The sequence below is a fragment of the Streptomyces sp. NPDC029836 genome (genome assembly GCF_055574495.1).
The window spans coordinates 510,573-533,389 of record NZ_JBVHZI010000003.1 but is presented as its reverse complement, the minus strand read 5'-3'; the positions used below and the strand labels follow the sequence as shown (position 1 = coordinate 533,389).

General features: G+C 74.7%; 21 protein-coding genes and 1 pseudogene. 8 read left to right on the top strand and 14 right to left on the bottom strand.

Annotated features, from left to right (window positions below):
- Window positions 1-28: 28 nt before the first annotated feature.
- The 6 genes from ACZ4XJ_RS13290 to ACZ4XJ_RS13265 are packed head-to-tail and all read right to left on the bottom strand — an operon-like array spanning window position 29 to window position 5,473.
- Window positions 29-1,267 (bottom strand): cytochrome P450 family protein, encoded by a 1,239-nt coding sequence (locus tag ACZ4XJ_RS13290; protein WP_468496230.1) that lies wholly within the window; start codon window positions 1,265-1,267, stop codon window positions 29-31.
- A complete protein-coding gene (locus ACZ4XJ_RS13285) occupies window positions 1,264-2,493 on the bottom strand; it encodes a cytochrome P450 (protein ID WP_362877812.1) in 1,230 nt (409 codons plus the stop codon). Before ACZ4XJ_RS13285 ends, ACZ4XJ_RS13290 begins: the two co-directional genes overlap by 4 nt.
- On the bottom strand, window positions 2,490-3,125 hold the full coding sequence (locus tag ACZ4XJ_RS13280) for a GTP-binding protein (RefSeq protein ID WP_362877813.1): 636 nt from the start codon (window positions 3,123-3,125) through the stop codon (window positions 2,490-2,492). Before ACZ4XJ_RS13280 ends, ACZ4XJ_RS13285 begins: the two co-directional genes overlap by 4 nt.
- Window positions 3,106-3,459, bottom strand: a complete 354-nt coding sequence (locus tag ACZ4XJ_RS13275) for a DUF742 domain-containing protein (protein ID WP_362877814.1) — start codon at window positions 3,457-3,459, stop codon at window positions 3,106-3,108. Before ACZ4XJ_RS13275 ends, ACZ4XJ_RS13280 begins: the two co-directional genes overlap by 20 nt.
- Complete coding sequence (locus ACZ4XJ_RS13270) at window positions 3,456-3,854, bottom strand: roadblock/LC7 domain-containing protein (protein WP_362877815.1); 399 nt, start codon at window positions 3,852-3,854, stop codon at window positions 3,456-3,458. Before ACZ4XJ_RS13270 ends, ACZ4XJ_RS13275 begins: the two co-directional genes overlap by 4 nt.
- Window positions 3,851-5,473 carry a sensor histidine kinase gene (locus ACZ4XJ_RS13265; RefSeq protein ID WP_468496229.1) on the bottom strand — a complete coding sequence of 541 codons (1,623 nt, stop codon included), beginning with the start codon at window positions 5,471-5,473 and terminating at the stop codon, window positions 3,851-3,853. Before ACZ4XJ_RS13265 ends, ACZ4XJ_RS13270 begins: the two co-directional genes overlap by 4 nt.
- Before the next feature lie 232 nt (window positions 5,474-5,705).
- Here ACZ4XJ_RS13265 and ACZ4XJ_RS13260 point away from each other — a divergent pair, with 232 nt between their 5' ends.
- Window positions 5,706-6,749, top strand: a complete 1,044-nt coding sequence (locus ACZ4XJ_RS13260) for an ATP-grasp domain-containing protein (protein ID WP_468496228.1) — start codon at window positions 5,706-5,708, stop codon at window positions 6,747-6,749.
- Window positions 6,746-7,543, top strand: coding sequence for an ATP-grasp domain-containing protein (locus ACZ4XJ_RS13255; RefSeq protein WP_468496227.1), 798 nt, complete (start codon window positions 6,746-6,748; stop codon window positions 7,541-7,543). The genes ACZ4XJ_RS13260 and ACZ4XJ_RS13255 overlap by 4 nt, the downstream gene beginning before the upstream one ends.
- A gap of 99 nt (window positions 7,544-7,642) precedes the next feature.
- On the opposite strand, the gene ACZ4XJ_RS13250 is transcribed toward ACZ4XJ_RS13255, so the two are convergent.
- The 5 genes from ACZ4XJ_RS13250 to ACZ4XJ_RS13230 all read right to left on the bottom strand — a co-directional run bounded on the left by ACZ4XJ_RS13250 (window position 7,643) and on the right by ACZ4XJ_RS13230 (window position 10,603).
- Complete coding sequence (locus ACZ4XJ_RS13250) at window positions 7,643-8,056, bottom strand: VOC family protein (protein ID WP_468496226.1); 414 nt, start codon at window positions 8,054-8,056, stop codon at window positions 7,643-7,645.
- A 126-nt stretch (window positions 8,057-8,182) separates the two neighbouring features.
- Window positions 8,183-8,848 (bottom strand): glyoxalase, encoded by a 666-nt coding sequence (locus ACZ4XJ_RS13245; RefSeq protein WP_468496225.1) that lies wholly within the window; start codon window positions 8,846-8,848, stop codon window positions 8,183-8,185.
- Window positions 8,848-9,381: a helix-turn-helix transcriptional regulator gene (locus ACZ4XJ_RS13240; RefSeq protein WP_468496224.1), complete on the bottom strand. Its 534-nt coding sequence runs from the start codon at window positions 9,379-9,381 to the stop codon at window positions 8,848-8,850. Before ACZ4XJ_RS13240 ends, ACZ4XJ_RS13245 begins: the two co-directional genes overlap by 1 nt.
- Window positions 9,382-9,509: 128 nt before the next feature.
- Window positions 9,510-9,920, bottom strand: a complete 411-nt coding sequence (locus ACZ4XJ_RS13235) for a VOC family protein (protein ID WP_362877822.1) — start codon at window positions 9,918-9,920, stop codon at window positions 9,510-9,512.
- A 176-nt stretch (window positions 9,921-10,096) separates the two neighbouring features.
- Window positions 10,097-10,603 (bottom strand): GNAT family N-acetyltransferase, encoded by a 507-nt coding sequence (locus ACZ4XJ_RS13230; protein ID WP_362877823.1) that lies wholly within the window; start codon window positions 10,601-10,603, stop codon window positions 10,097-10,099.
- Between the two features lie 216 nt (window positions 10,604-10,819).
- On the opposite strand from ACZ4XJ_RS13230, the gene ACZ4XJ_RS13225 reads away from it, so the two are divergent.
- A complete protein-coding gene (locus tag ACZ4XJ_RS13225) occupies window positions 10,820-11,299 on the top strand; it encodes a hypothetical protein (protein ID WP_362877824.1) in 480 nt (159 codons plus the stop codon).
- Window positions 11,300-11,512: 213 nt separating this feature from the next.
- Here ACZ4XJ_RS13225 and ACZ4XJ_RS13220 read toward each other — a convergent pair.
- Both ACZ4XJ_RS13220 and ACZ4XJ_RS13215 read right to left on the bottom strand, forming a co-directional pair.
- A pseudogene (locus ACZ4XJ_RS13220) lies at window positions 11,513-11,584 on the bottom strand (hypothetical protein); the annotation flags it as partial.
- On the bottom strand, window positions 11,581-12,468 hold the full coding sequence (locus ACZ4XJ_RS13215) for a hypothetical protein (RefSeq protein ID WP_468496223.1): 888 nt from the start codon (window positions 12,466-12,468) through the stop codon (window positions 11,581-11,583). The gene ACZ4XJ_RS13215 and the pseudogene ACZ4XJ_RS13220, both read right to left, overlap by 4 nt.
- Window positions 12,469-12,655: 187 nt before the next feature.
- On the opposite strand from ACZ4XJ_RS13215, the gene ACZ4XJ_RS13210 reads away from it, so the two are divergent.
- Entirely contained in the window at window positions 12,656-13,147 is a 492-nt protein-coding gene (locus tag ACZ4XJ_RS13210; RefSeq protein WP_362877826.1) for an STAS domain-containing protein, read from the top strand.
- A 90-nt stretch (window positions 13,148-13,237) separates the two neighbouring features.
- Here ACZ4XJ_RS13210 and ACZ4XJ_RS13205 read toward each other — a convergent pair whose 3' ends face one another.
- Window positions 13,238-13,951 carry an ABC transporter ATP-binding protein gene (locus ACZ4XJ_RS13205; protein WP_468496222.1) on the bottom strand — a complete coding sequence of 238 codons (714 nt, stop codon included), beginning with the start codon at window positions 13,949-13,951 and terminating at the stop codon, window positions 13,238-13,240.
- Window positions 13,952-14,109: 158 nt separating this feature from the next.
- Between ACZ4XJ_RS13205 and ACZ4XJ_RS13200 the strand changes: the two genes are divergently transcribed.
- The 4 genes from ACZ4XJ_RS13200 (at window position 14,110) to ACZ4XJ_RS13185 (ending at window position 22,795) form a co-directional block, all read left to right on the top strand.
- Window positions 14,110-17,379 carry an FtsX-like permease family protein gene (locus ACZ4XJ_RS13200; RefSeq protein WP_468496221.1) on the top strand — a complete coding sequence of 1,090 codons (3,270 nt, stop codon included), beginning with the start codon at window positions 14,110-14,112 and terminating at the stop codon, window positions 17,377-17,379.
- Complete coding sequence (locus ACZ4XJ_RS13195) at window positions 17,376-20,126, top strand: hypothetical protein (RefSeq protein WP_468496220.1); 2,751 nt, start codon at window positions 17,376-17,378, stop codon at window positions 20,124-20,126. The genes ACZ4XJ_RS13200 and ACZ4XJ_RS13195 overlap by 4 nt, the downstream gene beginning before the upstream one ends.
- A complete protein-coding gene (locus tag ACZ4XJ_RS13190; RefSeq protein WP_468496219.1) occupies window positions 20,123-21,142 on the top strand; it encodes an ABC transporter ATP-binding protein in 1,020 nt (339 codons plus the stop codon). The genes ACZ4XJ_RS13195 and ACZ4XJ_RS13190 overlap by 4 nt, the downstream gene beginning before the upstream one ends.
- 195 nt (window positions 21,143-21,337) lie before the next feature.
- Window positions 21,338-22,795 carry a condensation domain-containing protein gene (locus tag ACZ4XJ_RS13185; RefSeq protein ID WP_468496218.1) on the top strand — a complete coding sequence of 486 codons (1,458 nt, stop codon included), beginning with the start codon at window positions 21,338-21,340 and terminating at the stop codon, window positions 22,793-22,795.
- Window positions 22,796-22,817: the final 22 nt, after the last annotated feature.

Below are 22,817 nucleotides of genomic sequence, written 5' to 3'. Positions count from 1 at the left end.
TCGCGGCGGGGCCGGGTCCGTCCGAGCGCTACGCGGTCAGGTGGACCGGCAGGTCGAAGAGGTCGTTCTGGGTCAGGATCGGCTTGTTGCGCAGTTCCTCGCGGGACACGGCCAGGCGCAGGTCCGGGAAGCGGGCGTACAGAGCGGGCAGGGCCACCAGGGCCTCCAGGCGGGACAGGGCCGCGCCGGGGCAGACGTGGGGGCCGTGGCCGAAGGAGATGTGCCGGTTCGGGGTGCGGGTGACGTCGAACTCGCCCGCGCTCTCGCCGTGCTGGGCCTCGTCACGGCCGAGGGCGCCGAAGGAGACGATCAGGCCCGCGCCGCGCGGCAGGATCCGGTCGCCGACCTCGATGTCCTCGGTGGCGAAGCGGATCAGGACGTGCGAGGTCGGGGTGGACCAGCGCAGGGTCTCCTCGATGACGTTCTCCCACGGGACCTCGCCCTTCAGCACGAGGGCGCGCTGCTCGGGGTGGGTCTCCAGGGCGACGACGGCGTTGACGATGAGGCTGATCGTGGTCTCGTGGCCCGCCGCCACCATCAGCTGGAGGGTGTTGGTGATCTCCTCGGTGCTGAGGTGGTCGCCGTCCTCGGAGGCCGCGATGAGGGCGCTGGTCAGGTCGTCGCCCGGGTTCTCCCGCTTGGACTCGACGATCCGGGAGAACAGCGCGCCGAGGTCCGCCATCATCTGCGGGACTTCCTCGGGCAGGGTCTGGGTGGAGAAGAACTTCTCGAAGAGGGCCTTGAGGCGCGGGTGTTCGGCGGCGTCCACGCCCATGAGCTCGCTGATGACGTTCATGGGCAGCGGGTAGGCGAAGCCGGCCTTCAGGTCGACGCTCTCGCCGGCGGGGCGTTCGGCCAGCGCGTCGAGCATCCGCGTGGTCAGCGCCTCGATGCCGGCGCGCAGCTCCTCCACCCGGCGGACGGTCAGCGCCTGGGCGACCAGGGTGCGCAGCCGGCGGTGTTCGTCGCCGTCGACGGTGAGCATGGAGCGGCCGGGGTTGGCGAGGCCGATCAGCGGCCAGTCGGCGGGTATCTCGCCGCGCTGCCAGGCCCCCCAGGCGTTGATGTCCTTGACCACTCTGGAGTCGGTCAGGAGTCTTCTGGCCTCGGCATGGTGCGTGACCGCGTACACGCCGACACCGCCCGGCAGGACGACGGGGACCAGCGGACCGGCGGCGCGCAGCGCGGCGCTCTCGGCGTCGAGGTCGGTGACGAAGGGGTCCAGGACGAGGGGGGCGGGGCCGGTGTGGTCGATCGGGCAGGTCATCGGGTGGCTCCAAGCGCGGGGGTCGGGGTGAAGGTCACGGGGAGGTCGGTGAGTCCGCGCAACCAGGGCGACGGCCGCCGGGTGAGTCCGTCGGCCGGGCCGGCCAGGTCGACGTCCGGGAGCCGGTCGAGGAGGACCTCGATGCCGGTCCGCGCGATGACCTCGGCGACCTCCTGGGCGGGGAAGGGGCACCGGTGTTCGCCGTGACCGAAGGAGAAGAAGGCGTTGTTCCCGCCCGTGAGGGACCCCGCGTCGGTGCGTACGTGCGGGTCCCCGTTGGCGGCGGCCAGGCCCAGCAGGACCAGGTCGCCGCGGCCGATGTGCTGTCCGCCGAGCTTGGTGTCGCGGGTGGTCCAGCGTCCGGCGACGTTCTGGGTGGGGGTGTCCTCCCAGAGGACTTCGTTCATGGCCTCGCCGACGCTGTGCCGGCCTCCCGCGAGGGAGGCGGCGAAGCGGTCGTCGGTGAGCATCAGGCGCAGGGTGTTGCCGATCCAGTCGGCCGTGGGTTGGTGGCCGGCGGCCATCATCACCATGAGGTCCTGCGCGACCTCGTCCATGGTGAAGCCGGCGGTGTTGGCGAGCATGCGGGAGGCGACGTCCGGGCCCGGGACGGCCTGCTTCGCGGCGAGCAGCGCGTACATGGACTCGCCGAGGTGGCGCTGGCCCTCCAGGGCGCCGGCCCGGCCGTTGATCATGTCGTTCATCGCGGTGACGAGGCCGGGGCCCTGCTCGTCGGAGAACCCGTAGAGGCGGGCCAGCACGCGCAGCGGCAGGAGCATGGCGTACTCGCCGACGAGGTCGCAGGATCCCCTGCCGCACAGGCCGTCGATGAGTTCGTCCGCGAAGCGTTCGGCGTGGCCCTTGAGTTCGAAGGGGTCGACGGCTTCGAGGGCGCCGGAGATGACGGCGGCGCGTTCGCGGTGGCGTTCGCCGACGGTGTAGAGGATCGACGGCTGCTTGCGGCCGATCATCGGCAGCAGCGGCCAGTCGGCGGGGATGCGGTCCCACTGGTTCCACAGGTCGGAGTCGCGGGAGAAGAGCTGCGGGTCGCTGGTGACCTGGTGCAGTTCGCGGTACCCGAGGACCAGCCAGGCCGGTACGTCGCCGTCGAGCACGACCGGGGCCACGGCGCCGTGGTCGCGGCGCATCTCCCGGTACAGCTCGATCGGGTCGGTCTGGAAGCGGGGGCCGCCGAGGTAGACGGGCTGGGGCTCGGGGGTGGTCACGGGGTGGGCTCCGGGATCGTGTGCGGGACGGCCGTCTGGTGGCGCTGGAGGTGCTGGAGGTGCTGGACCAGGGAGATCAGCACCTGCTGGCTGGAGCCGCGCGAGCGGGCGTCGCAGAACAGCAGGGGCACCTGGGCGGGCAGGTCGAGCGCCTCGCGGATCTGCTCGGGGGTGTGGGAGGGGCCACCGAAGTCGTTGCAGGCGACCACGAAGGGGGTGCCGTGGTGTTCGAGGCGGTCGATGGCGTACCAGGAGTCCGCGAGTCGGCGGGTGTCCACGAGGACGACGGCGCCGAGGGTGCCGGAGAACAGTCGGTCCCAGAGGAACCAGAACCGTTCCTGCCCGGGAGCGCCGAACAGGTAGAGCACGTTGTGGGCGTCGAGGGTGATGCGGCCGAAGTCGAAGGCCACCGTGGTGGCGGTCTTCGCGCCGACCCCGGAGGTGTCGTCGACGGCCTCGCCCGCCTTGGTCATCGTCTCCTCGGTGTTCAGCGGACGGATCTCGCTGACCGAGCGGACCATGGTGGTCTTGCCGACCCCGAACCCACCCACGATGACGATCTTCAGGCCGTTGTCGGCGGTGGCGCTGAGGGTCTGCCGGGTCGTGCCCCGGTCAGAGGTTGCGGAGTCCAACGAGCACCTGCTCCAGGATGTCGAGGTCGGGAAGGAGGTACGTCGAACGCGGGTGCCGGGCGCTGATGCGGCCGGTACCGAGCAGGTCGGCGAGGAGGATCCGCACGATGGACACCGGCAGCCCGAGCTCGGCCGCGATCTCCACGACGGCGGTCGGGAACCGGCACATCCGCAGGATCGCGGCGTGTTCGGACTGCATCCCGGGCACGGGGTCGCATTCCGTGACCACCAGGGTCACGAGGTCGAACGCGTCCGAACCGGAGCTGCTGCGGCCGCCGGTGAGGGTGTAGAGCCGGTCCGGGGAGTCGTCCCGGCCCGGCCTGCCGCGGCTCAACCCCGGGGCCTGGCGATCAGGTGTTCGCTCAGCTGCTCGACCAGTTCGGACATGTTGTGGCCGACGAAGCCCGCGTCGGCCTCCTCGTCGGCGACCAGCGCGAGGTGCGCGCCCTCGCCCGCCTCGACGATGAAGAGGATCCCGCCGTAGAACTCGGCCATCGCGGAGCGCACTCCGCCGGTGCCGTCACCGAACTCGATGGACGCGCCGTGCGACAGGCTCTGGATGCCGGCGGCTATGGCGGCGAGCTGGTCGGCCTGGTCGACGGACAGCTCGGGGGTACGGCACAGCTTCAGCCCGTCCCGGGACAGCACGAGGGCGTGCCGGGCGCCGGGGGTGCGCTCCAGGAGTCCTTCCAGGAGCCAGCTGAGCGTCTCGTCGGTGGTGCCGGTCATCGCGTGTTGCCTTCCGGGTGCGGGGGGTTCGGGGGCTGCTGCGCCGCGTTGCCGCGCACGGCCTGGCGGAAGCTGCCGAAGCGGGCGGCGGATCGGGAGGCGCCGGTGGGCGCGGCCGGGTTGCGGGCCGCGGCTCCGGCGGCGTCGGGTCCCTCGGGGTGGGCGGCGGCCAGGGTCCGGCCGCGCCGCCGCCGGGGCAGTCCGCTGTCGCCGATCACCGGGTCCCGACCGGCGGGTTCGGTGTCCTGTGCGGCGGCGGGGGCGGCGGCGGCGGCCGGTCCCTCCGTCCGGGGGTCGTGCTCGCGGGCGGGCGTCGGCGCGGGCCCGGCGGGGTCGTGGCCGGCGGGCGCGTGGTCGGCGGGGCGGCCGCCGTGGGCGGGCTCCGCTTCCGGGACGGCCGCGGGCGCCGCCGCGAGGGCGGGAGCCGGGGCGGCCACGAGCGCCGGGGTGGGCAGGGCCTCGGCCGCGGTGCGGCTGATCAGCTCCTGCGGCAGCATCATGAGCGCGCCGGTGCCGCCGCGCGCGGAGGGCCGGAAGGAGACGGTCAGCCCGTGCTTGTGGGCCAGGCGACCCACCACGGCGAGCCCGAGGCGGGTGCCGGAGAGCCCGGCCAGGTCCAGCGATTCGGCGGTCACCGCCTGTTCGGCGCGGCGCTGTTGGACCTCGCTCATGACGAGTCCGCTGTCCTCGACGGTGATGATGACGCCGGCCGGGACCTCTTCCACGTAGACGTGGACCTCGGCGTTGGGCGGGGAGAAGTTCGCGGCGTTGTCGAGGAGTTCCGCGAGGGCGTGCATGACGCCCTCGGCGGCGTGCCCGGCGACGGCGGCCTCGCTGGTGGAGTGCAGCCGGACGCGCTGGTAGCCGCCGATGCGGCCCATGGCTCCGCGCAGGATCGATTCCATGACGATCGGCCTCGCCCAGCGGCGGCCCGAGCGGGCTCCGGTGAGGACGGCGATGGAGTCGGCGAGGCGGCCGGCCTGGGCGGTGCGGTGGTCGAGGTGGAGCAGGTCCCCGAGGACGTCCTCGTCGGCGTGCCGGTGCTCCATGTCCCGCAGGTCGGCGAGCATGCCGGTGGCGAGCGCCTGCATCCGGCCCGCGGCGTTGGCCGCGGCGGCCATCGCGGCGGCGCGGCCGGAGCGGGCGCGTCGCAGCTCCTCGCCGAGGCGTTCGCGGGAGGCCAGTTGGGCGGAGGTCATGCGGTCCAGTTCGGCGGCGTGCGAGGCCGTCAGGTGCTCGCGGTCCGCGGCGCGGGCCGCGGTCAGCCGCTCCACCTCGGCGACGTGCTCGGCGACGAGGCGGGTGCGCTCGGCGGTGCGGGCCGCCGTCTCGCGGGTCGCCTCGGCGGTGAGGCGGGCGAGGTGCGCGTCACGGTCGGCGAGTTCACGGCCCAGGGCGGTGAGTCGGCCCCGCAGCAGCCGGGACGCGCGCGTCGTCCAGGTGAGGGCGCAGGCCGCGACCGAGAGGGCCAGGGAGCCGGACGCCGAGAACCAGCCGAGTGGTTCGCGGACGGACGACGGGGCCGCGGCCACCGCCGCCATGGAGAGGGCGCCGGTGGCCACTGCTGTGATCAGCAGGGCGAGCACAGCGGGGCGAAGGGGGGAAGGCGACGCCGTCATCAATCAAAGCCTCAAACCGGGCGTATATGGAAGAGAGGGTTCCTGTGGTAACGAGGGACAACTATATGAGGATTGCTGATCGTTTAGGAAAGGTCTCGGCGGAAGTTACGCTGCGTAGCGCCCACTAAGGACAGGTCTGGAGCGGTTTCGGGGCTATGACATGGCATCCTGTGACGTCACAACTCGCCGGACTGGATCGGCGGCGGACGTCCGGGGAATATGGGGAAGGTCCATGAGGCTCTGCTTCCTGGTGGAGGAGCACTACCGCCACGACGGCATGCCGAACGAGGTGATCCGGCAACTGACCGCCTGGGGCCACCGGGTCGACGTCGTTCGACCGGGCGGGTCGCTGCTGCGCATGGCCGAGGTCGTACGGACCGGCGTGCACGACGCCTGGGTCCTCAAGACCGTGTCCGGAGGCCCGGGACTCACCCTCCTGGAAGCCGCCGCGGCCACCGGCGCGACCACGATCAACGACGCCCGCTCGATCCGCGGCGTACGGGACAAGGCCCTCGCCGCCGCCCTCGGCAGCGCGCACGGCCTGCCGGTGCCGCCGACGTACGCGGTGGCCCGGCCCGAACTCCTGGCGGAGGTACCGGACTGCGAGTACCCGCTCGTCGTCAAGCCCGCCGACGGCAGCTCGGGCCGCGCGGTGCACCTCCTGCCGTCACCGGACCGGCTCGCGGCACTGCTACCCGAACTCGCGGGCGAGGGCATGCTCATCGCCCAGCCGTACGTGCCGAACCCCGGCACCGACATCAAGGTGTACTGCGTCGACGGGGACCTGTTCGCCACCGAACGTCGCTCCCCCCTGCACCCCGACCCGGCCGTGCGCGAACGCCGGGTGCCGCTGCCCGCCGAGGTGGCGGCGATCGCCGCCCGGGTGGGCGAGGTGTACGGGTTGGACCTGTACGGGGTGGACGTGCTGCTGGGTCCCGACGGGCCGGTGGTGGTCGACGTGAACGACTTCCCGAGCTTCCGTCAGGTCCCGGACGCCGCGGCCCGGGTGGCGCGGGCCGTCCTCGCGCTGGCCGGCGCGGGCACGCGGCCGGTCGCGGGCCCGTCGGCCGAGCCCGGGGCCGCGCGGCCCGGCCTCGGAGCGTCGCTGCCGGCCCAGTCCGGGCCCGGGGCGTCCCCGGCCACGCGGATCGTGCCCGGGACGTCCGCGGTGCCGCGGTCGATGCCGTCGATGCCGGGGACTTCCGGGGCCGCGTACGCGGCGCTCCCCCTGACGCTCCCCGCACAGGTCTCGGCCGGGGCGGGGGACGGCGCGTGAGGGTAGCCCTGATCGCCCCCGACCCGCGGCATCCGCTGCTCGCGGCCACCGCCGAGCTGCTCGCCGCGGAACACACCGTGCTGTCGCTGGACCCGGCGGCGGGGGCCGCCGGCGCGCCCGGGGCGACGCCCGACGTCTGTCTGCTCAAGGCGCGGACCCCGGCGGCGCTGGAACTGGCGCGGGAGCTGGAGCGGCGGGGCTCCGTGGTGCTGAACTCCGCGGCGGCCACGGAACGGTGTCAGGACCGGATCGCCATGGCGGAGCTGGCCCGCGCCGCGGGGCTGCCCTTCGCCGCCACCCGTGCGTTCGCCAGCCTGACGGAGTTGGTGTCCTCGGCGGCCGGCCGGCCGGAGCGGCCGCTCGTGGTGAAGAGCCGGCGCAGCCGCAAGCACGACCTGGTCGCCCGCGTCGACGGATCCGAAGGACTGCGGGCCCTGGAGCCGGCGTGGGGCCAAGAACCCGTCGTCGTGCAGGACTTCGCCCCCAACAACGGCTGGGACCACAAACTGTGGGTCGTCGGGGACCGGGTCTTCGCCGGCCTGAGACGCTCCGAACTGGCCACCGGCACTCAGGGACCGACCGCGATGCGGGACGAACTTCCCCCGCGCTGGAAGGAGTCGGCGCTCCGGGTGGGCGAGGTCTTCGACCTGGAGGTCTACGGCGTGGACGTCATCGAGACCGTTGACGGCACACCGCTGATCGTGGACGTCAACGCCTTCCCGGGGATCCGGGGTCAGGCCGGCGCGCCGCCGGCCCTGGCGGACCTGATCCTGCGCAGGGCCAGGGCTACTTGATGACCTCGACCTTCTTGTCCCCGGCGGCGGCGACGGCCCGCGAGGCGGCGCCCAGCACGGTGACCACGACGAACAGGACGGCGGAGAGCCGACGGGCGGCTACTCCGCGTAGGGCTGGTCGGTTCCCCGGTCGCTGTGGCCGAGGCTCCAGATGTAGCCGTCCGGGTCGGAGAAGGTGCCGCCGTAACCGCCCCACGGCAGGGCGCCGGCGGGCTTGAGGACCGTGGCGCCGGCCTGCTGGGCCTCCGCCATGATCTCGTCGACCCGCCTCTCGCTGCGGACGACGTAGGTCAGGACCAGTCCGCTGAAGCCGCTGCCCTCCTGGTCCGTGCCCACCTGGTCGGCCAGGCCTTCACGGCTGTAGAAGCCGACGGGCGAGGCGCCGTCCGAGGCGAAGAACACCGAGATGCCGAAGTCGTTCTGGATCTTCCAGCCGAGCCCCTCGGAGTAGAACCGCTTGGCGCGGTCCATGTCCCGGACGCCCAGAAGGATCGAGCTGACGTGCGCCTTCATGTCCTGCTCCTTGTTGTGTACGGGTGTGCGGTCCGGCGTCCGGGCATCGGCCCGGGTGTCGTGTGGGCGCGTGTTCGTCGGTCACGGCGCGCGCCCGCCGGTCGATCGGTGGGACGGGGTGGGGCGTCAGGACGACGTGGGGGCGGGCGACTCGGCGCCCTCCCAGACGAACCCGTCCGGGTCGGTGAAGGCATCGGCGGTGCCGCCGAGGACGATGCGGTGCGAGCCGGCGCCGTCGACGGGGACACCGAGGTCCTTGGCCAGGGCGCGACGCTTGTACAGCGCCATCTTGACCGGGCCGGCCTGACCGGGGGCGAACTCGACGTACTTGCCGCCGAAGCTCTTGGCCACGGTCAGGCCCCGGCCGACGTAGAACTCCTTGGTGGCCTTCACGGCCTCGACGCCGAGCAGCAGGACGAGTTCGTCGACCTCACGGGTGTCGGGGCCGGTGTCCTTCTTCGCCGAGGTCGCGATCTTCCAGATCGTCCCGTCCGGGGCCTGCACGACGCCGCCGTAGCCCCACAGCGACTTCGCGGCGGGCTTCAGGACGGTGGCGCCGGCGTCCACCGCCGCGCCGAAGAAGCCGTCGACGGTGGCCGGCCCGGACACCGTGAGCCCCAGCGTGAAGCCGCGGAATCCGGTGGAGGGCGCCGCGGAGGCCCTCAGACGCAGGTGCGCGTCCACGCCGAAGGCGCGGTAGAAGCGACGGGCGGCTTCGAGGTCGGCCACCTCAAGGGTGACGGACGCGAGGGACGTGACGGCTGCGGTGGAAGCGGTGGTTGCCATGACCATCACGCTAGGGGCTGCGCGGCGGCCGGGGCTTCTCGATTCCTGACCGGTCTGGAGACCTGCTTCGCCACGCACGCCGGCATTCCCTCCACGTTGATCGCCGGCCCCGCCCCGCGGGCGGTGCCCGCGGCACCGACGTGGTCGGCCGCCGCCTCCGCCGCCGTCTCCGCCGCCCGCCGCCGGAAGGCCCCGGGGGGCATGCCGACCAGTTCGGTGAAGCGGGTGGTGAACGTGCCCAGCGACGCGCAGCCGACCTCGAAGCAGACCTCGGTGGCGCTGAGGTCGCCCCGCCGCAGCAGCGCCGTCGCCCGCTCGATGCGACGCGTCATGAGGTACGCGTACGGCGACTCGCCGTACGCGGCCCGGAACTGCCGGCTCAGGTGCCCGGCGGACATGCTCACGTCCCGGGCGAGCGCCTCCACGTCCAGCGGCTGCGCGTATTCCCGGTCGATCCGATCACGGACGCGGCGCAACCGCGCGAGATCGGCCAGGCGCTGCGCCTCGACGCGTGCCCGGCGCCATTCGGGCTTGCACATGAGGACCCTCCCCTTCGTCTTTCATCGTCCCCTTCCACCGACGGACGCCGACGGACTCACGGGCGCTCGCGGTGCCGGCCCGCACGGCCGCGTCGCTGCCGGCCCGCCCGCATCGATGCCGGTACGGCTCAGCGCAGTTCCTGGATGCGGATCAGGTTGCCCGCGGGGTCGCGGAACGCGCAGTCGCGGACGCCGTACGGCTGCTCGGTCGGCTCCTGGACGACCTCGGTGTCGCCGGCCTGCACCTTCTCGAACGTGGCGTTGAGGTCCGGGGTGGCCAGCAGGATCCACCCGTAGGTGCCCTTGGCCATCATCTCGGTGATCGTGCGGCGCTCGTCCTCGGTGATGCCGGGATCGGCGGCGGGCGGCGCCAGCAGGATCGACGTGTCCGGCCGGCCGACCGGGCCGACCGTGATCCAGCGCATCCTGCCCTGCCCGACGTCGCTGCGGACCTCGAAGCCGAGGACGTCGCGGTAGAAGGCGAGCGACGCGTCCGGGTCGTCGTGCGGAAGCGACGTCGTGTGAATGGTGATGTCCATGGGGGCAGGCTAGAGCGACTTCGTGCGGCGCGCTTCTCCATTCCTGATCGACGCGCACGCACCAGGATCCGTCCGCACCCCCGCTGTCGCACTCCGCCAACTTCCGTACGGTTCGGGCCGGTTCCGCTCCGGCCGGTGACGCGCGCGGTCCCGGTCCGGTCCCGGCCCGGTCGGGATCACAGGGTCCGCCCCATGCACACGCGCGGCCAGCGGTCCAGGCCGTGCCGGGCCTCCTGTCGCCGGATCTCCCGCAGGCCGGGGCCGAGTTCCTCGTCGGCCAGGATCCGGAAGCCGCAGCGCAGGTAGTAGGGGGCGTTCCAGGGCACGGCCGTGAAGGTGGTCAGGGTGAGCGCGTCGTGGTGGCGGGCGAGAGCGCGGAGCGCGGCGTGCTCCAGCAGGGCCCGGCCCACCCCCTTGCGGGCGGCGGTGGGATGCACCGAGACCTGCTCGACGTGGAGTGCGCCGTCGACGGGTTCGGCGATGAGGTAGGCCAGCGGACGGTCGTCGGGGCCGGCGGCCACCCAGGCCAGGCCGGTGTCGGCGTAGCGGGCGAGCTCCTCCGGGGGAAGCGGATCGTCATCGGCGACGGCGGGCATTCCGATGTCGCGGAAGCATTCGCCGGCGGCCCGTTCGATGTCCTGGCAGACCGGAAGGTCCGCGAGGACCGCTGCTCGTATGCGCATCCGGTCAGTGTCGCCGGGGCGGGGCCCGGTGTGCCAGGGTCCCGCCGCCGCCGGGACCGTCCGGTGCGTACGCGGCCCAGCGCCGGTCCGGGGAGCGTCGGCAGGGGACCGTGCGCGCGTCGTCGGGCCGTCGTCATCAAACTGCGGCCGTTCCGTGCCCCGGGAGTGGCCGTGGCCGGGACGCCCGGGGGCCGGCGGATCCCATACTTGTGGCTCATGAGAGGAATGGACAAGCCGCGCAGCAGCCCACTGGTGCCCGACGCCGTGAGCGACGAGATCCTCCGGCACGACTGGGGGTCCGTCGATTGTGGCTGCGGTCGTCCGGCGGAGCATCTGGAGGAGACCCTGTGGAACGCCGCCGAGGGCCATCCGGCGGCGTTCCACGCCTTGGAGGGCCACGTGTTCGCCGGGTCGCGGCTGCGGGCGCCGGCGCCGGCCGCGTGCGGGGTGCTGATGGCGGTGTGGGCGGCCGGACCGCCTCGGCTGGCGACCCGCGAGGCGCTGCTGTGGACGCTGCTGGCCCTGCTGAACACGGAGGACGACGGCTCCTCGCACGAGGCCGGCCTGTACGGCCAGTGCGCCGCCTTCATCCGTACGGGCCTGCCGGGGCTGCACCGCGAGCGGGCGGCGGCCCCGGGGTCGGTGGCCGCCGCCTACGCCGACGGGATCCTGGCGCTGCTGGACCTCTCCGCCTGATCCCCGGCTCCGGCCCGCCCGCAGGCGCGCAGCACGGCCGGGGTGACGTCCTCCAGGGAGACCGGGAAGGTGCGGGCCGGCGTGCGCGGCACGTCGAGCTGCGAGGGCACCACGAGGACCGCGCAGCCCGCCGCCTCGGCGGAGGCCGCGCCGTCCGGGGGAGTCCTCCACGGCGACGCACTCGCCCGGCGCCAGGCCGAGCCGGGCGGCGGCCGCCCGGTACGGGTCGGGGTGCGGCTTCGTACGGTCGGCGTCGTCGGCGGAGAGGGTGAAGGCGAGCCTCAGCCGGGAGCTCCCTTCCGCGGGGTGCGCAGGCTACGGAGGTGGTCCTGCGCCGCGGTGGCCGCGTCGCGGGCCTCCTTCGCGGCCCGACCGGCGTCGCGGTGGCGGGCCTCGGCCTCGGTGACCGCCGCGTAGGCCCGGTCCCGTACGTCCCTCGCCCGCTCGGCCTCCCGTCCCAACCGGGTGGCCTCGGCGTCGGCGTCGGCCGCCGCGGACACCGCGGTCCGCCGGGCCCCGTCGGCCTCCCGCAGCTCCTCCTCGCGGGCGACGGCGGTCTCTTCGGCGTCCTCGGCGGCGGCCCGCGCCGCCGCCGGGCGCCCGTCGTGGTCGGCGTCGGAGGCAGCGCCGGCATCGGTCCCGCCACCGCGGTCGGCCCCGGCGGCCGCCGCCGCCCGTACGGCGTCCGGGTCGGCCTCGGGGAACCGCGGCTCGGGCTCGGGCGTCCGTACGAGCCGGCCGGAGGCCCACTCCGCGGCCGCCTGCGGTCCGGCGAGGACCGCGTACAGGATCCGCTCCACCTCGCGCACCACCGGCTCGGAGATCGGCGAGCCCGCCTCCCCGGCCAGCCGGCCGGCCTCCCGGGCGAGGGCTCCGATCACCACGTGCTGCTGGTGGGACAGCGCCCGCAGCCGCTCTCCGTCCAGCGTGTGGTGGGCGGTGCGCAGGGCCTGCCCGAGTTGGAGGAACTGCTCGGCCTCCTCCGGCTGGGAGCGTACGAGCAGGTTGCAGGCCCAGGCGGCCAGGGTGGGCCGGCGCAGGGCCGTGAAGCGGCGCGCGGCCTGCGGTCCGTCCTCCTTCTTCGCCCGGGCCGCGGCCTCGGCACGCGCCGCAGTGAAACCCGATGGGTGCGCCGCGTACAGCGCGTCGATGACCTCGTCCACGTCCACGCGCCCCACTGTCGGCCATCACCGGCCGGCCGCGCGGTACCGCGTCCGCCCCGCGCCGCCGGGCGGGCGCACGGGTGACCCGGGCGGGTGAGGAAGATCGCCGGAACGGGTCAGCGGGGCGCCCCGCGCGGGTGAAGTGTGCGCCGGGGCCGCTTCCCCGACCGGGGGACGGCCCGTTGGAGCGGGCGTGAACCCTCCCATAAACGCCCCGATACTGCCCGCAACCCGCGCTCTGACCGCCCCGTCCGCACCGACCGCCTCAGCCGCCCCGTCCGCCCGGACCGTCCCACCCGGTCCGCCGGAACCCCACGATCCGCGCGCACCGGCCCGGTCGGCCGAAGCGGAGCCGGACGCCGGTCCGGACCCGCTCCCCCGCATACGCTCCGCGCTCCGCGACGGCGTCCTGGCCGTCACCCTGGCCGGCGAGTTCGACCACTACACCTGCGCCCCGTTGCGCGGGCTCCTCGACGAAGGGGCCGTACGCGGCGCACGACGCCTCCTCCTCGACGCGACCCGGGTCTCCTTCTGCGATTCGGCCCTGCTGGACGCGCTGGACCGGTGGGTCCTGAGCGGCCGCTCCTGGGAGCTGGCCGGAGCCTCCCGTTCCGTCCGGCTCCTCTTGTCACTGGAGGAGCGGATCCGGTCGGTGAACGGCGTCCCTCAGGGGGTGGGACCGTGACCTTCGCGGCGCTCACCCTGATCCCGCTGCTGCTGGCCCTCGCACTGGCACGGCAGTTGCCGGCGCCGCCGGAACGCGGGAGGCCGGCCATCAGTCCGTCGGCTCCGTCACGATCCGCCCGTCACGCAACTCCACCACCCGGTCGGCGAGTTCGATCATCGTCGGATCGTGGGTGGCGACCAGTGCCGTGACTCCCTCGCTGCGCACCACGGCGCGCAGCAGCCGCATGATGGAGCGGCCGGTCTCGGCATCGAGTTGGCCGGTGGGCTCGTCCGCGATGATCAGGGCGGGCTCATTGGCCAGCGCGCGGGCCACGGCGACGCGCTGCTGCTGACCTCCGGAGAGTTCGCCGGGCCGTTGCTCGGCGTGGTCGACGAGGCCGACCAGGGCCAGCAACGTGCGGACCCGTTCCTCGCGCTGCTTCGCCGGGACCTTGCGCATCCGCATCGGGATGCCGATGTTCTCGGCGGCGGTCAGCACCGGAATGAGTCCGAAGGACTGGAAGACGAAACCGATCCGGTCGCGGCGCAGGGCGAGCAATCCGTCCTCGTCCAGCCCGGCCAGGTCGGTTCCGTCGAGTTCGACGGTGCCGCCGGTCGGGGTGTCGAGTCCTCCGACCAGGTTGAGCAGGGTGGTCTTTCCGGACCCCGACCGGCCCTTGAGGGCGGTGAGTTCACCGCGTCGGGCCTCGAAGGTGACGCCTCTCAGGGCGTGTACGGCGCGTTCTCCCGTGCCGAAGCTCTTGCGCAGGTCGCGCACCACCATCATGGACGTCGCGGTGGCCGCGTTCTCCTGTTGCTTCATGGTGGACTTCCCTCCGGGCCGGCTCACTTGCGCACCTTCGATTCCGAATATGCTCATCTGTCACGTCCCGCACGCAAGTCCCTTCCACTGTCGGATCGAATCTGACAGCATCGTCCGCTATCCGGTGCCCATGGTCCGGATGGGGGGAAGGAAGGCACATGATCGGCTTTGTCGTGCGCCGGATGCGCGGGCGACTGCCGCTCGCGGCCGCCGCGTTGCTCACCGCGCTCATCACCACGACCACGCTGACGGCGCTGCTCGCCTTCACCCGCAACGTGGACGACGCGGCGACGCGGCAGGCACTGACCGGCCCGGGACACGCCAGGACCTCGGTCCTGCTCTCCGCCGAACACGCCCTGGGCACCCGCGCCGGGGACGACGCGAACGCGCGCGCCTTCGGCGCCGCGCTGTTCGGGCCGCTACCGTTCGGCGTCGAGAGCGTGGCGCGCAGCCGTTCGTACGGGTTGCCCGGCGGCCGCGGCGCGGCCGGTGGGGACGCCGACCTGACCGTCCTCGCCGCGCTCGACCAGCAGCGCCTACGCCTCCTCGCGGGCCGGTGGCCCGAGGCGGTGGCCGGAGGAACCGAAACCGCGGCCGGGCGGACCGAGCGGATACCGGTGGCCGTGCCGCAGACGGCGCTGAGCCGCCTGCGGCTCGACCCGGCGGCCCTGCCCGCCGAGGTCCGCCTGGACGACCGCTACGGCGGCGCCCCGCTGACGGTGCTGGTCACCGGCGTCTACCGGGCCATCGACCGGAGCGCCCCCTACTGGCGGCTCGACCCGCTCGGCGGCCGCGAACTCCAGGTCGCCGGCTTCGCCACCTACGGTCCGATGCTCGTCCACGACTCCGCCTTCACCGCCGGCGCGCTGGTGCAGAACAGTCGCGCGACCCTGCTGACCGCCGACTTCTCGCAGGCGAGCGCCGCACAGATCGAGGGGGTCCGCGAGCGCGCTCCGACCCCCGGCGCGAAACCGTACGGGCTGACCCCGAGCACCGAACTACCGGAGTACCTGCGGGGGCTCGACACCGCCCGGCAGGTCGCCCGGTCCACCCTCGCCGTCGGCGCGCTCCAGTTGGCCGTACTCGCGGCGGCGACGCTCCTCCTCGTCTCCCGGCTGCTGACGGAACGTCAGGAACCGGAGCGGGTCCTGCTCACCGCGCGCGGGGCCTCCCGCCGCCGCCTCGGGATGCTCACGGCCACCGAATCGCTGCTGCTCGCCCTGCCCGCCGCCGCCCTGGCCCCGCTGCTCACCCCGCCGCTGCTGCGCGTCGCCGCCGGTCACGGCCCGCCGGCCGGGACCCCCTTGGAGACCGGGGGCAGCTGGGTGCTGTGGCCGGTCGCGGCCGGGTGCGCGCTGATGTGCGTCCTGCTGACCGCGCTGCCGGCCGTGCTGCGCGGCGCGGCCGCCGGGCTCCTCGCCCGCGTCGGGGGCCGCCGCGCCCGGGTCTCGGCGGCCGCCCGCTCCGGACTCGACCTGGCGGTGCTCGCGCTCGCCCTCCTCGCCTACCGGCAACTCGACCGGTACGGCGGCTCCGGGGCCGCCGGGGGCGGGACCTCCGGCGGGCTCGGCGTGGATCCGGTCCTGGTCGCCGCCCCCACCCTCGCCCTGTGCGCGGGCACCCTCCTCGTCCTGCGCGTGCTGCCGTTCGCCGCGCTCCTGGGCGGGTGGCTCGCGGCCCGGGGCCGGGGCCTGGGCCGGGCCCTCGTCGGCTGGCAGCTCGCGCGCCGCCCGGCGGCGGCCACCGGGCCCGTCCTGTTGCTGGTCCTCGCCGTGTCCAGCGGGGTCCTCGCGCTCGGCCGGCACACCGCCTGGTCCGACTCGCAGCGCGACCAGGCCTCCTTCAGCACCGCCGGCGGCCTGCGGATCACCGGCAGCGACCTGGCGCCCCTGGGGCAGGGCGGCCGGTACGCGGCCCTGCCCGGCGGCGACCGGGCCACCCCGGTGCTGCGCACCCGGCACGCGCTGCCGGACGCCGGCGTCGGCGAACTCCTCGCGCTGGACTCCGCCGCCGTCGCCCGGGCGGTGCCGCTGCGCTCCGACCTGCGCGACGGACGGCCCATGCGGGCACTGTTCGGGCCGCTCGCGGTGCCCCCCGAAGGCGGCGCCGGCATCGAACTGCCGGGAACGCCCGGGCGGATCGACCTCGACGTGTCCCTGCGGACCCGCGGGAACAGTGGCGACCCCCGGCTGGGCGTGCTGCTCCGGGACCGCTTCGGGCTGACCCACCGGGCACCGGCGGTGGCCCTGACCGAGGGCGAGGGCACCGTCTCCGTGGACGTCGCGGCCCTGGCCGGCGCCCCGTTCGGGTCCGTCGCCCCGCCCCTGACGATCGCCGGGTTCACACTGGCCTACGGCACCGGACCCGGGTACTTCGCCCCCTCGGACGCGAGCGAACCGGTCACCGGGGAGGTGACGCTGCGCCGGGTGTCGGTGACCGACTCCCCCGGCGGCGCCGCGACCCCCGTCACGGCGCCCGCGCCCGCCTGGGACCTGGCGACCCCGATGCCGGCCGACGGCGCTCCGGCGGGCCGGCCGGTGCCGGCCGAGGAGGCGAACGGGGCCCTGATGGGCCTGCGCTACCAGGGCGGTACCGCGACCGGCGCCCTCACCCTCACCCTGACCCCGGCCCGCGGCGCCCCCGCCGAACTGCCCGGCCTCGCCACGGTCGCCTACCTGCGCGGGGTGGGGGCCAAGCCCGGCGATGTGATCCAGGTCCGGCTGGGCATGGACGTCCTCCCCGTCCGGATCACCGGAACCGTCGCCTCGCTGCCCGTCGCGGGCGAATGGGCGATCGCCGTCGACCTCGCCGCCGCCGGCCGGCTGCTCGCCACGATGGACGGGCACGCCCTGCCCGCCCCCGACGAGTGGTGGCTGCCCGCCGCCTCCGCCGACGATCCCGCCCCGGCCCGGGCCGCCGCCGAACTCCGGGCGTCCGCCGGGTCCCAGCAGGTCCTGCTGCGCGAGGACGTCACCGCCGACCTGCTCGACGACCCGCTCAGCGCCGGTCCGCAGACGGCCCTGGCCGCCCTCGCCGTGGCCTGTGCGGTGCTGGCCGCGATCGGGTTCGCCGCCGCCGCGACCGCCGCCGCCCGCCGCCGTGCCAGGGAGTCCGCGATCCTGCTGGCCCTCGGGGCGCCCCGGCGGGCCCTGGCCGGGGCCGCCGCGGCCGAGGGTTGCGTCCTGGTCGGCCTCGGTACGGCCGTGGGGCTCGGCCTGGGCGCGTTCATCGTGCACACGACGGTGCCGCTGATGGTCCTGACCCCGAGTGCGGAGCGGCCCGTCCCGCACGTACGGGTGGACCTGCCGGAGTTGCGGATGCTGGCCCTGGCCGCCGCCATCGCCGTCGTGCCCCTGCTGTCGGCCGTGCTCGGTGGCCGCCGCGATCGAGGAGTGGCCGCCCGGCTGCGCCACGTGGAGGAGATGTGACCAGCCCGCCCGCCGGCTGCCCGGAAGAGCGGCCCGAACCGGCCCCCGCCACGGCCGCGCACCGCCTGCGGGAGACCCCGTGGGTGTGGACCAGGCTGCGGGCCGCTCCCGCCGCCACGCTGCTCACGGCCGTCCTGGCGTTCGTGTCCGTACTGCTGGCCACCGCCCTGCCGCGCGCCCTCGACCGGGGCGCCGACCTGGCGCTGCGGGAGTTCCTGCGCGCCGCCGGCCCCGGCCCGACCAGCCTGTACGCGACCGCCACGTCACCTCCGGCGAAAGCCTCGCAGCAGGACCTGGAGGCCTCACTGGGTACGCTGCGCGCCCGCACCGGGGGCGCCTTCCGCATCGCCGACTCCGGCCCGGTGTACGGGGCCCGGGGCACGAAGCCCCGCGCCCTCGCCAACAAGGAACTCGCCGTACTCGACGAACTCCCGCCCCAGGTGGGCCTGTTGTTCCTACCCCAAGCCGGTGCGCACGCCCGGCTGGTGGAGGGCCGCTGGCCGGGGGGCGGCGCCGCCGACGGGCCGGTCCCCGTCGCCCTGTCCAAGAGCGCCGCCGACACCCTCAAGGCCCGGATCGGCACCGTCCTGAAGCCCGCGGACACCCTCTCCGCGCCGATCACCGCCGAGATCGTCGGCCTCTACACCGTCGACGACCCCTCGGACGTGTTCTGGACCGACCTCAACTGCGCCACCCGGGCCTGCTACCCCAACAACGGCGGCTGGCTCACCTCCGCCCTGGTGGGCCCCGACGCACTCGACCGGCTCGCCTCCTGGGGCAGCGGCTCCGCCGACTTCTGGCGCCTCCCCGTGGACACGACCCGACTGCGCGCCGATCGGCTGTCCGACGTCGGGCGCGAGGTCTCCGCCTACGTGGCCGGCCCCACCGCCACCGCGCTGTCCCAGGACACCGGCCGCGTCGATCTGCGGGTCACCTCGGAACTCCCGCGTCTGTTCGCCGAGTTGCGGGCCCAACAGCAGGCCGCCGCCCCGCTCGCGGCGATCGGACCGGCCGGGGTGGCCGGCGTGGCGCTGGTGGTGTTCGGGCTGGCCGCCGGGCTCAGCGGCGACCGGCGCCGGGCGGAGCTCCTGCTGTTGCGGGCCCGGGGTGGTTCGCGCGCCGGCATCGTCCGCCGCCTGCTCGCCGAGGGCGCCGTCACCGTCCTGCCCGCCGCCTTCCTCGGGGCCGCGGCGGCCCTGCTGCTGTTGCCGACCCCGCGGCTGGGCGCCGCCCTGGGCGCGGCCCTGGCCGTCACCCTCGTGGCGCTGGCCGCTTTCCCCGTACGGGCGTTCGTCCTCCTGTCGGCCCCGCGGGGGCCCGCTCCGCGCCGCCGGCTGGTCGCCGAGCTGCTGGTCGTCGCCGCCACGGCCGCGGCCGTCACCGAGGTCCGGCGGCGCGGCGTCACCCCGACCGGGGCGGGCCCGGACCCGCTGCTGATCGGCGCCCCGCTGCTGATCGCCCTGTCCGGGGCGCTGCTGCTGGCCCGGGTCCAGCCCCTGGTGGTGCGGGCGCTGGCCGCGGCCGGGGCGCGGCGGGCCGGCGTGGTCGGCTTCCTCGGTCCGGCCCGGGCCGCCCGCGGCTCCGCGGGCCGTGCCCGGCCCTCCGTACTGCCCCTGATCGCCCTGCTGTTGGCCGTCACCACGGGCGGGTTCGGGGCGGCGGTGCTGACGGGCGTGGACGACGCCCGCACCCGGGTGGCGCGGGCCGAGGCGGGCGGCGACCTCCAGGTGGTCGCCCCTCCGGGGGAGTCGGTGCCCCCCGAGTTCGCCCGGGCCGCGGGCGCGCTGCCCGGCGTCCGGACCTCGCTGGGCGTGTGGATCGACGGGGAGGCCGCCGTCGTCGACGCCGGCGGCGTCGCCACGCCGGTGACCGTGATCGTGGCCGAGCCGGGGGCCTACGCCGAACTCGCCCGTACGGTGGGTCGCGGCGGGTTCGACGCCGCGCTCCTCGGCGGCGCCGTCGGCGGGAGCGCGCCGGTTCCCGCCCTGGTCAGCGGGGACCTGCCCGGGCGGCCGCCGGAGGGCGGCCACCGGGTGCGGCTGCGCGACGGTACGGACCTGCGGGTGCGGCCGGTGGCCGTGGTCGACGGCACTCCGGCGCGGCCGGGGGTCGCGTCGGCCACGATCGTGCTGCCGGCCGGTCCCGTCACCGCCCGGGTACCCGGGGTCGCCGACGCCACCCACTGGTTCGCCGTCGGCCGGGCCGACGGGGACCGGGTGCGCGAGCTGCTCCGTACGACCGCGCCCGCCTCCGCCGACCGCTACCTCGTCCACACGAGCGCGGAGGTCTTCGCCCGGCTCGACTCCAGCCCCCTCCAGCGGGCCGCCGGGCGCCTGTTCGGGGTCTCCGTGGCCGGCGCGGCCGGCTTCGCCCTGCTGGCCGTCCTGCTCGGGCTGGTCCGGGCCGCTCCCGAACGCGGGGCGCTGCTGGCCCGGTTGCGCACGATGGGGTTGCGTCCCCGAGAGGGCGTGGCCCTGGTCCTGACGGAGTCGCTGCCGCAGGTGTTCGCGGCCGCGCTCGGCGGGATACTGACCGCGGCCGTCGCCGTCCGCCTGCTGGGCGGCTCCGTCGACCTGTCGGCGCTGGTCGGCGCGACCGTACCGGTCGGGCTGCCGCCGGCCGCCGCGCCGGTCCTCGTCCCCGCCCTGGCCATGGCGGCGCTGGCGGCGCTGGTCGTGCTCGCCGAGGCCGCCGTGTCCGGACGCCGCCAGATCACCACCGAGTTGAGAGCGGGAGACCAACGTTGAACAGCGAAGCGCCCACCTACGAGGAGCTGCGCCGGCAGGCGGTGGCCGCCGCCGAGCCGCGCGCCCGGGACGCCGGTACCGCCATCGTCTGCGACCGTCTCGTACGCGTCTTCAGCTCGGACGGCGTCGAGGTGCAGGCGCTCCAGGGGCTGGAGTTGACGGTGTCCCGGGGTGATCTGGTGGCCCTGGTCGGCGCCTCCGGCAGCGGCAAGTCCACCTTGCTGAACATCCTGGCGGGCCTGGACGTCCCGACGGCCGGGAAGGCGGTCGTCGGCGGCTACGACCTGCTGGAGATGTCGGCCCGCGACCGGTTGCGCTACCGCCGCGAGGCGGTGGGCTTCGTCTGGCAGCAGACCTCCCGCAACCTCCTGCCGTTCCTGACGGCCGCTCAGAACATATCGCTACCGATGCAGTTGAAGGGCGGCGGGCGCAAGGCGGCGGCGGGGCGCGCACAGCGGGTGGGGATGTTGCTGGAGGCCCTGGAGATCGGTGGGCTCGGGGACCGGCGCCCGGCCGAGCTGTCCGGCGGGCAGCAGCAGCGCGTCGCGATCGCGGTGGCCATGGCCAACGACCCGGCGGTCCTCCTGGCCGACGAGCCGACCGGCGAACTGGACTCCGAGACCCGCGCCACGGTCTTCGAGGCGTTCCGCTCGGTCAACCGGGAGCTGGGCGCGACCGTGGTGATCGTGACGCACGACCCGATGGTGGCGGGCGAGGTCCGCCGTACCGTGGCCATCCGGGACGGCCGGACCAGCAGCGAGGTCCTGCGCCGCACCGTCACCGACGAGCACGGCGCGGAGTCGATCAGCGAACGCGAGTACGTCATGCTCGACCGCGGCGGACGGGTCCAGCTGCCGCCCAAGTTCCTGGAGGCGCTGGGCATGGAGGACCGGGTGGCGGTGGACCTCGCCGCCGACCACATCGAGGTCCGCCGACACGACGCGCAGGAGGCGCCGGACGCCGGAACCGAAGCCGAAGCCGCATCCGAAGCCACATCCGGCTCCGCGCCGCGGTAGGGCCGGGGCGCGGTAGGGCCGGGGCGCGGTAGGGCCGGGGCGCGACGGTCCCGTTCGGTCGCCACCGCGCCCCCGGACCGCCCCTTCCCGCCGTCGCCCGCCCCCGCCGACCTGCGGCGACGGCGGATGCGTCACTTCCTCGGTCCGGGTGTCGTTAGGCGCACGGGGTTGACTCGGGGGCGAAGGGATGACGGAATGCGGCAGTTTCCTCTGGATATGCACGACGTGGCGCCGGGGCGAGTGGTCGAGTGGCGGTTGCGGTCCACTGCGGCGCCGGCCGGGGACCGGAGCGACACGGCGGGCAGGAGGGCCTCCTTCAACCAGGACAAGCACTTCACCGTCGCCGAGGCGAGCCGTGCGGCCGACGACCCGGTCGCGTCGTGGGTCGCCGTGACGTTCGAGATCGACGGGATCCTCGACGAACCACACCTCGCACAGGCTCTGTTGGGTTTCGTCCAGCGGCACGAGGTGCTGCGGTGCGAGTTCCGGCGGCTCGCGGGCGAGCTGGCGTGCGAGCCCATCGCGCCCGACGAACTCGCCCTGGAGGCAGAGCACATCGCCTCCTTCGACGACGCGGTCCTGGTGAGGGACTTCCTCGTCGAGCGGTTCAAGCGGAGCATCGACACCCTCTCGTGGCCGCTGTTCACCATGGGCGCCGTACTGCGCCCCGAGTCGGCGACGGTCTACCTCGCCTTCGACCACATCGTGTGCGACGGCATGTCGATGCCGATCGTCGTCAACGAGGTGCTGACCGCCTACGAGGCCCTGCTCGCCGGCACGGAGGCCGTACTGCCGCCCGCGCCCAGCTACCTCGACTTCGCCGAGGAGCAGCGCCGCCGCTACCTGTCCATCGACGCGGGGGACGAACGGCTGGACTACTGGAAGTCGTTCATCGAGAGCAACGGGGAGTTCTTCCCCCGGTTCCCGCTCGATCTGGGCGTGGAGCCCGACCGCATGTACCCGATCGTCAACGAGGCCTCCTCGTTGCTCGACGCGGCCGAGGCCGAGGTCTTCGAGAAGGTCTGCCTGGAGGCGGGCGCGAAGCCGTTCATGGGGGTGTTGGGCTCCGTCGGCGTATGTCTGCGCGAGGCCGGCGGACCGGGCGTCTACCGGGGGTTCATGCCCGTCAGTGAGCGCGGGCGCGAGGCGTGGAGCGACTCGGTGGGGTGGTTCGTGAACACCATGCCGATCGAGTTCGACGCCTCGCCCGGGCTGGACTTCGCGCAGGTCATGGCCTCGGTCCGAGCCGGGTTCGGCGAGATGATCGGGCACATCGACGTGCCGTTCGTCAGGGCCTGGGAGCTGCTGGCACCGCAGGAGTTCGCAGCCCGGGCGTGGCCGTACCCGGTGAACTTCTTCTCGTACATCGACATGCGCAGGTGTCGGGGCGCCGAACGCCACGACGAGTGGCGGCCCACCACGCACGTGTGGTCGGCCCGCGCCAACGGCGCCTGTTCGTGGTTCCAGCGGGACACGGACGGGCTGCACATGAACTCGCTGTACGTGGACACCCCGGCGGCGCGGCGCACGATGGGCGACTTCCAGGAGGCGCTGCGCCGCACGGTGCAGACGGTCGCCCGCTCCGGCGGCTTCGGCCGGCCGGTGGCCCTCACGGCGCCCCGCCGGCCGGAACCGGGCCGCGTCAGGGTCTGAGGCGGCCCGTCGGCGGGCCCGG

What these genes read in the sequence shown, in the direction of transcription:
- ACZ4XJ_RS13270 (WP_362877815.1), bottom strand. Translation starts at nt 3,854, where the DNA reads ATGACCGGCACCACCGACGAGACGCTCAGCTGGCTCCTGGAAGGACTC.
- ACZ4XJ_RS13230 (WP_362877823.1), bottom strand. Translation starts at nt 10,603, where the DNA reads ATGCGCATACGAGCAGCGGTCCTCGCGGACCTTCCGGTCTGCCAGGAC.
- ACZ4XJ_RS13200 (WP_468496221.1), top strand. Translation starts at nt 14,110, where the DNA reads ATGATCGGCTTTGTCGTGCGCCGGATGCGCGGGCGACTGCCGCTCGCG.
- ACZ4XJ_RS13235 (WP_362877822.1), bottom strand. Translation starts at nt 9,920, where the DNA reads ATGGACATCACCATTCACACGACGTCGCTTCCGCACGACGACCCGGAC.
- ACZ4XJ_RS13250 (WP_468496226.1), bottom strand. Translation starts at nt 8,056, where the DNA reads ATGAAGGCGCACGTCAGCTCGATCCTTCTGGGCGTCCGGGACATGGAC.
- ACZ4XJ_RS13185 (WP_468496218.1), top strand. Translation starts at nt 21,338, where the DNA reads ATGCGGCAGTTTCCTCTGGATATGCACGACGTGGCGCCGGGGCGAGTG.
- ACZ4XJ_RS13205 (WP_468496222.1), bottom strand. Translation starts at nt 13,951, where the DNA reads ATGAAGCAACAGGAGAACGCGGCCACCGCGACGTCCATGATGGTGGTG.
- ACZ4XJ_RS13240 (WP_468496224.1), bottom strand. Translation starts at nt 9,381, where the DNA reads ATGTGCAAGCCCGAATGGCGCCGGGCACGCGTCGAGGCGCAGCGCCTG.
- ACZ4XJ_RS13260 (WP_468496228.1), top strand. Translation starts at nt 5,706, where the DNA reads ATGAGGCTCTGCTTCCTGGTGGAGGAGCACTACCGCCACGACGGCATG.
- ACZ4XJ_RS13290 (WP_468496230.1), bottom strand. Translation starts at nt 1,267, where the DNA reads ATGACCTGCCCGATCGACCACACCGGCCCCGCCCCCCTCGTCCTGGAC.
- ACZ4XJ_RS13225 (WP_362877824.1), top strand. Translation starts at nt 10,820, where the DNA reads ATGAGAGGAATGGACAAGCCGCGCAGCAGCCCACTGGTGCCCGACGCC.
- ACZ4XJ_RS13265 (WP_468496229.1), bottom strand. Translation starts at nt 5,473, where the DNA reads ATGACGGCGTCGCCTTCCCCCCTTCGCCCCGCTGTGCTCGCCCTGCTG.
- ACZ4XJ_RS13245 (WP_468496225.1), bottom strand. Translation starts at nt 8,848, where the DNA reads ATGGTCATGGCAACCACCGCTTCCACCGCAGCCGTCACGTCCCTCGCG.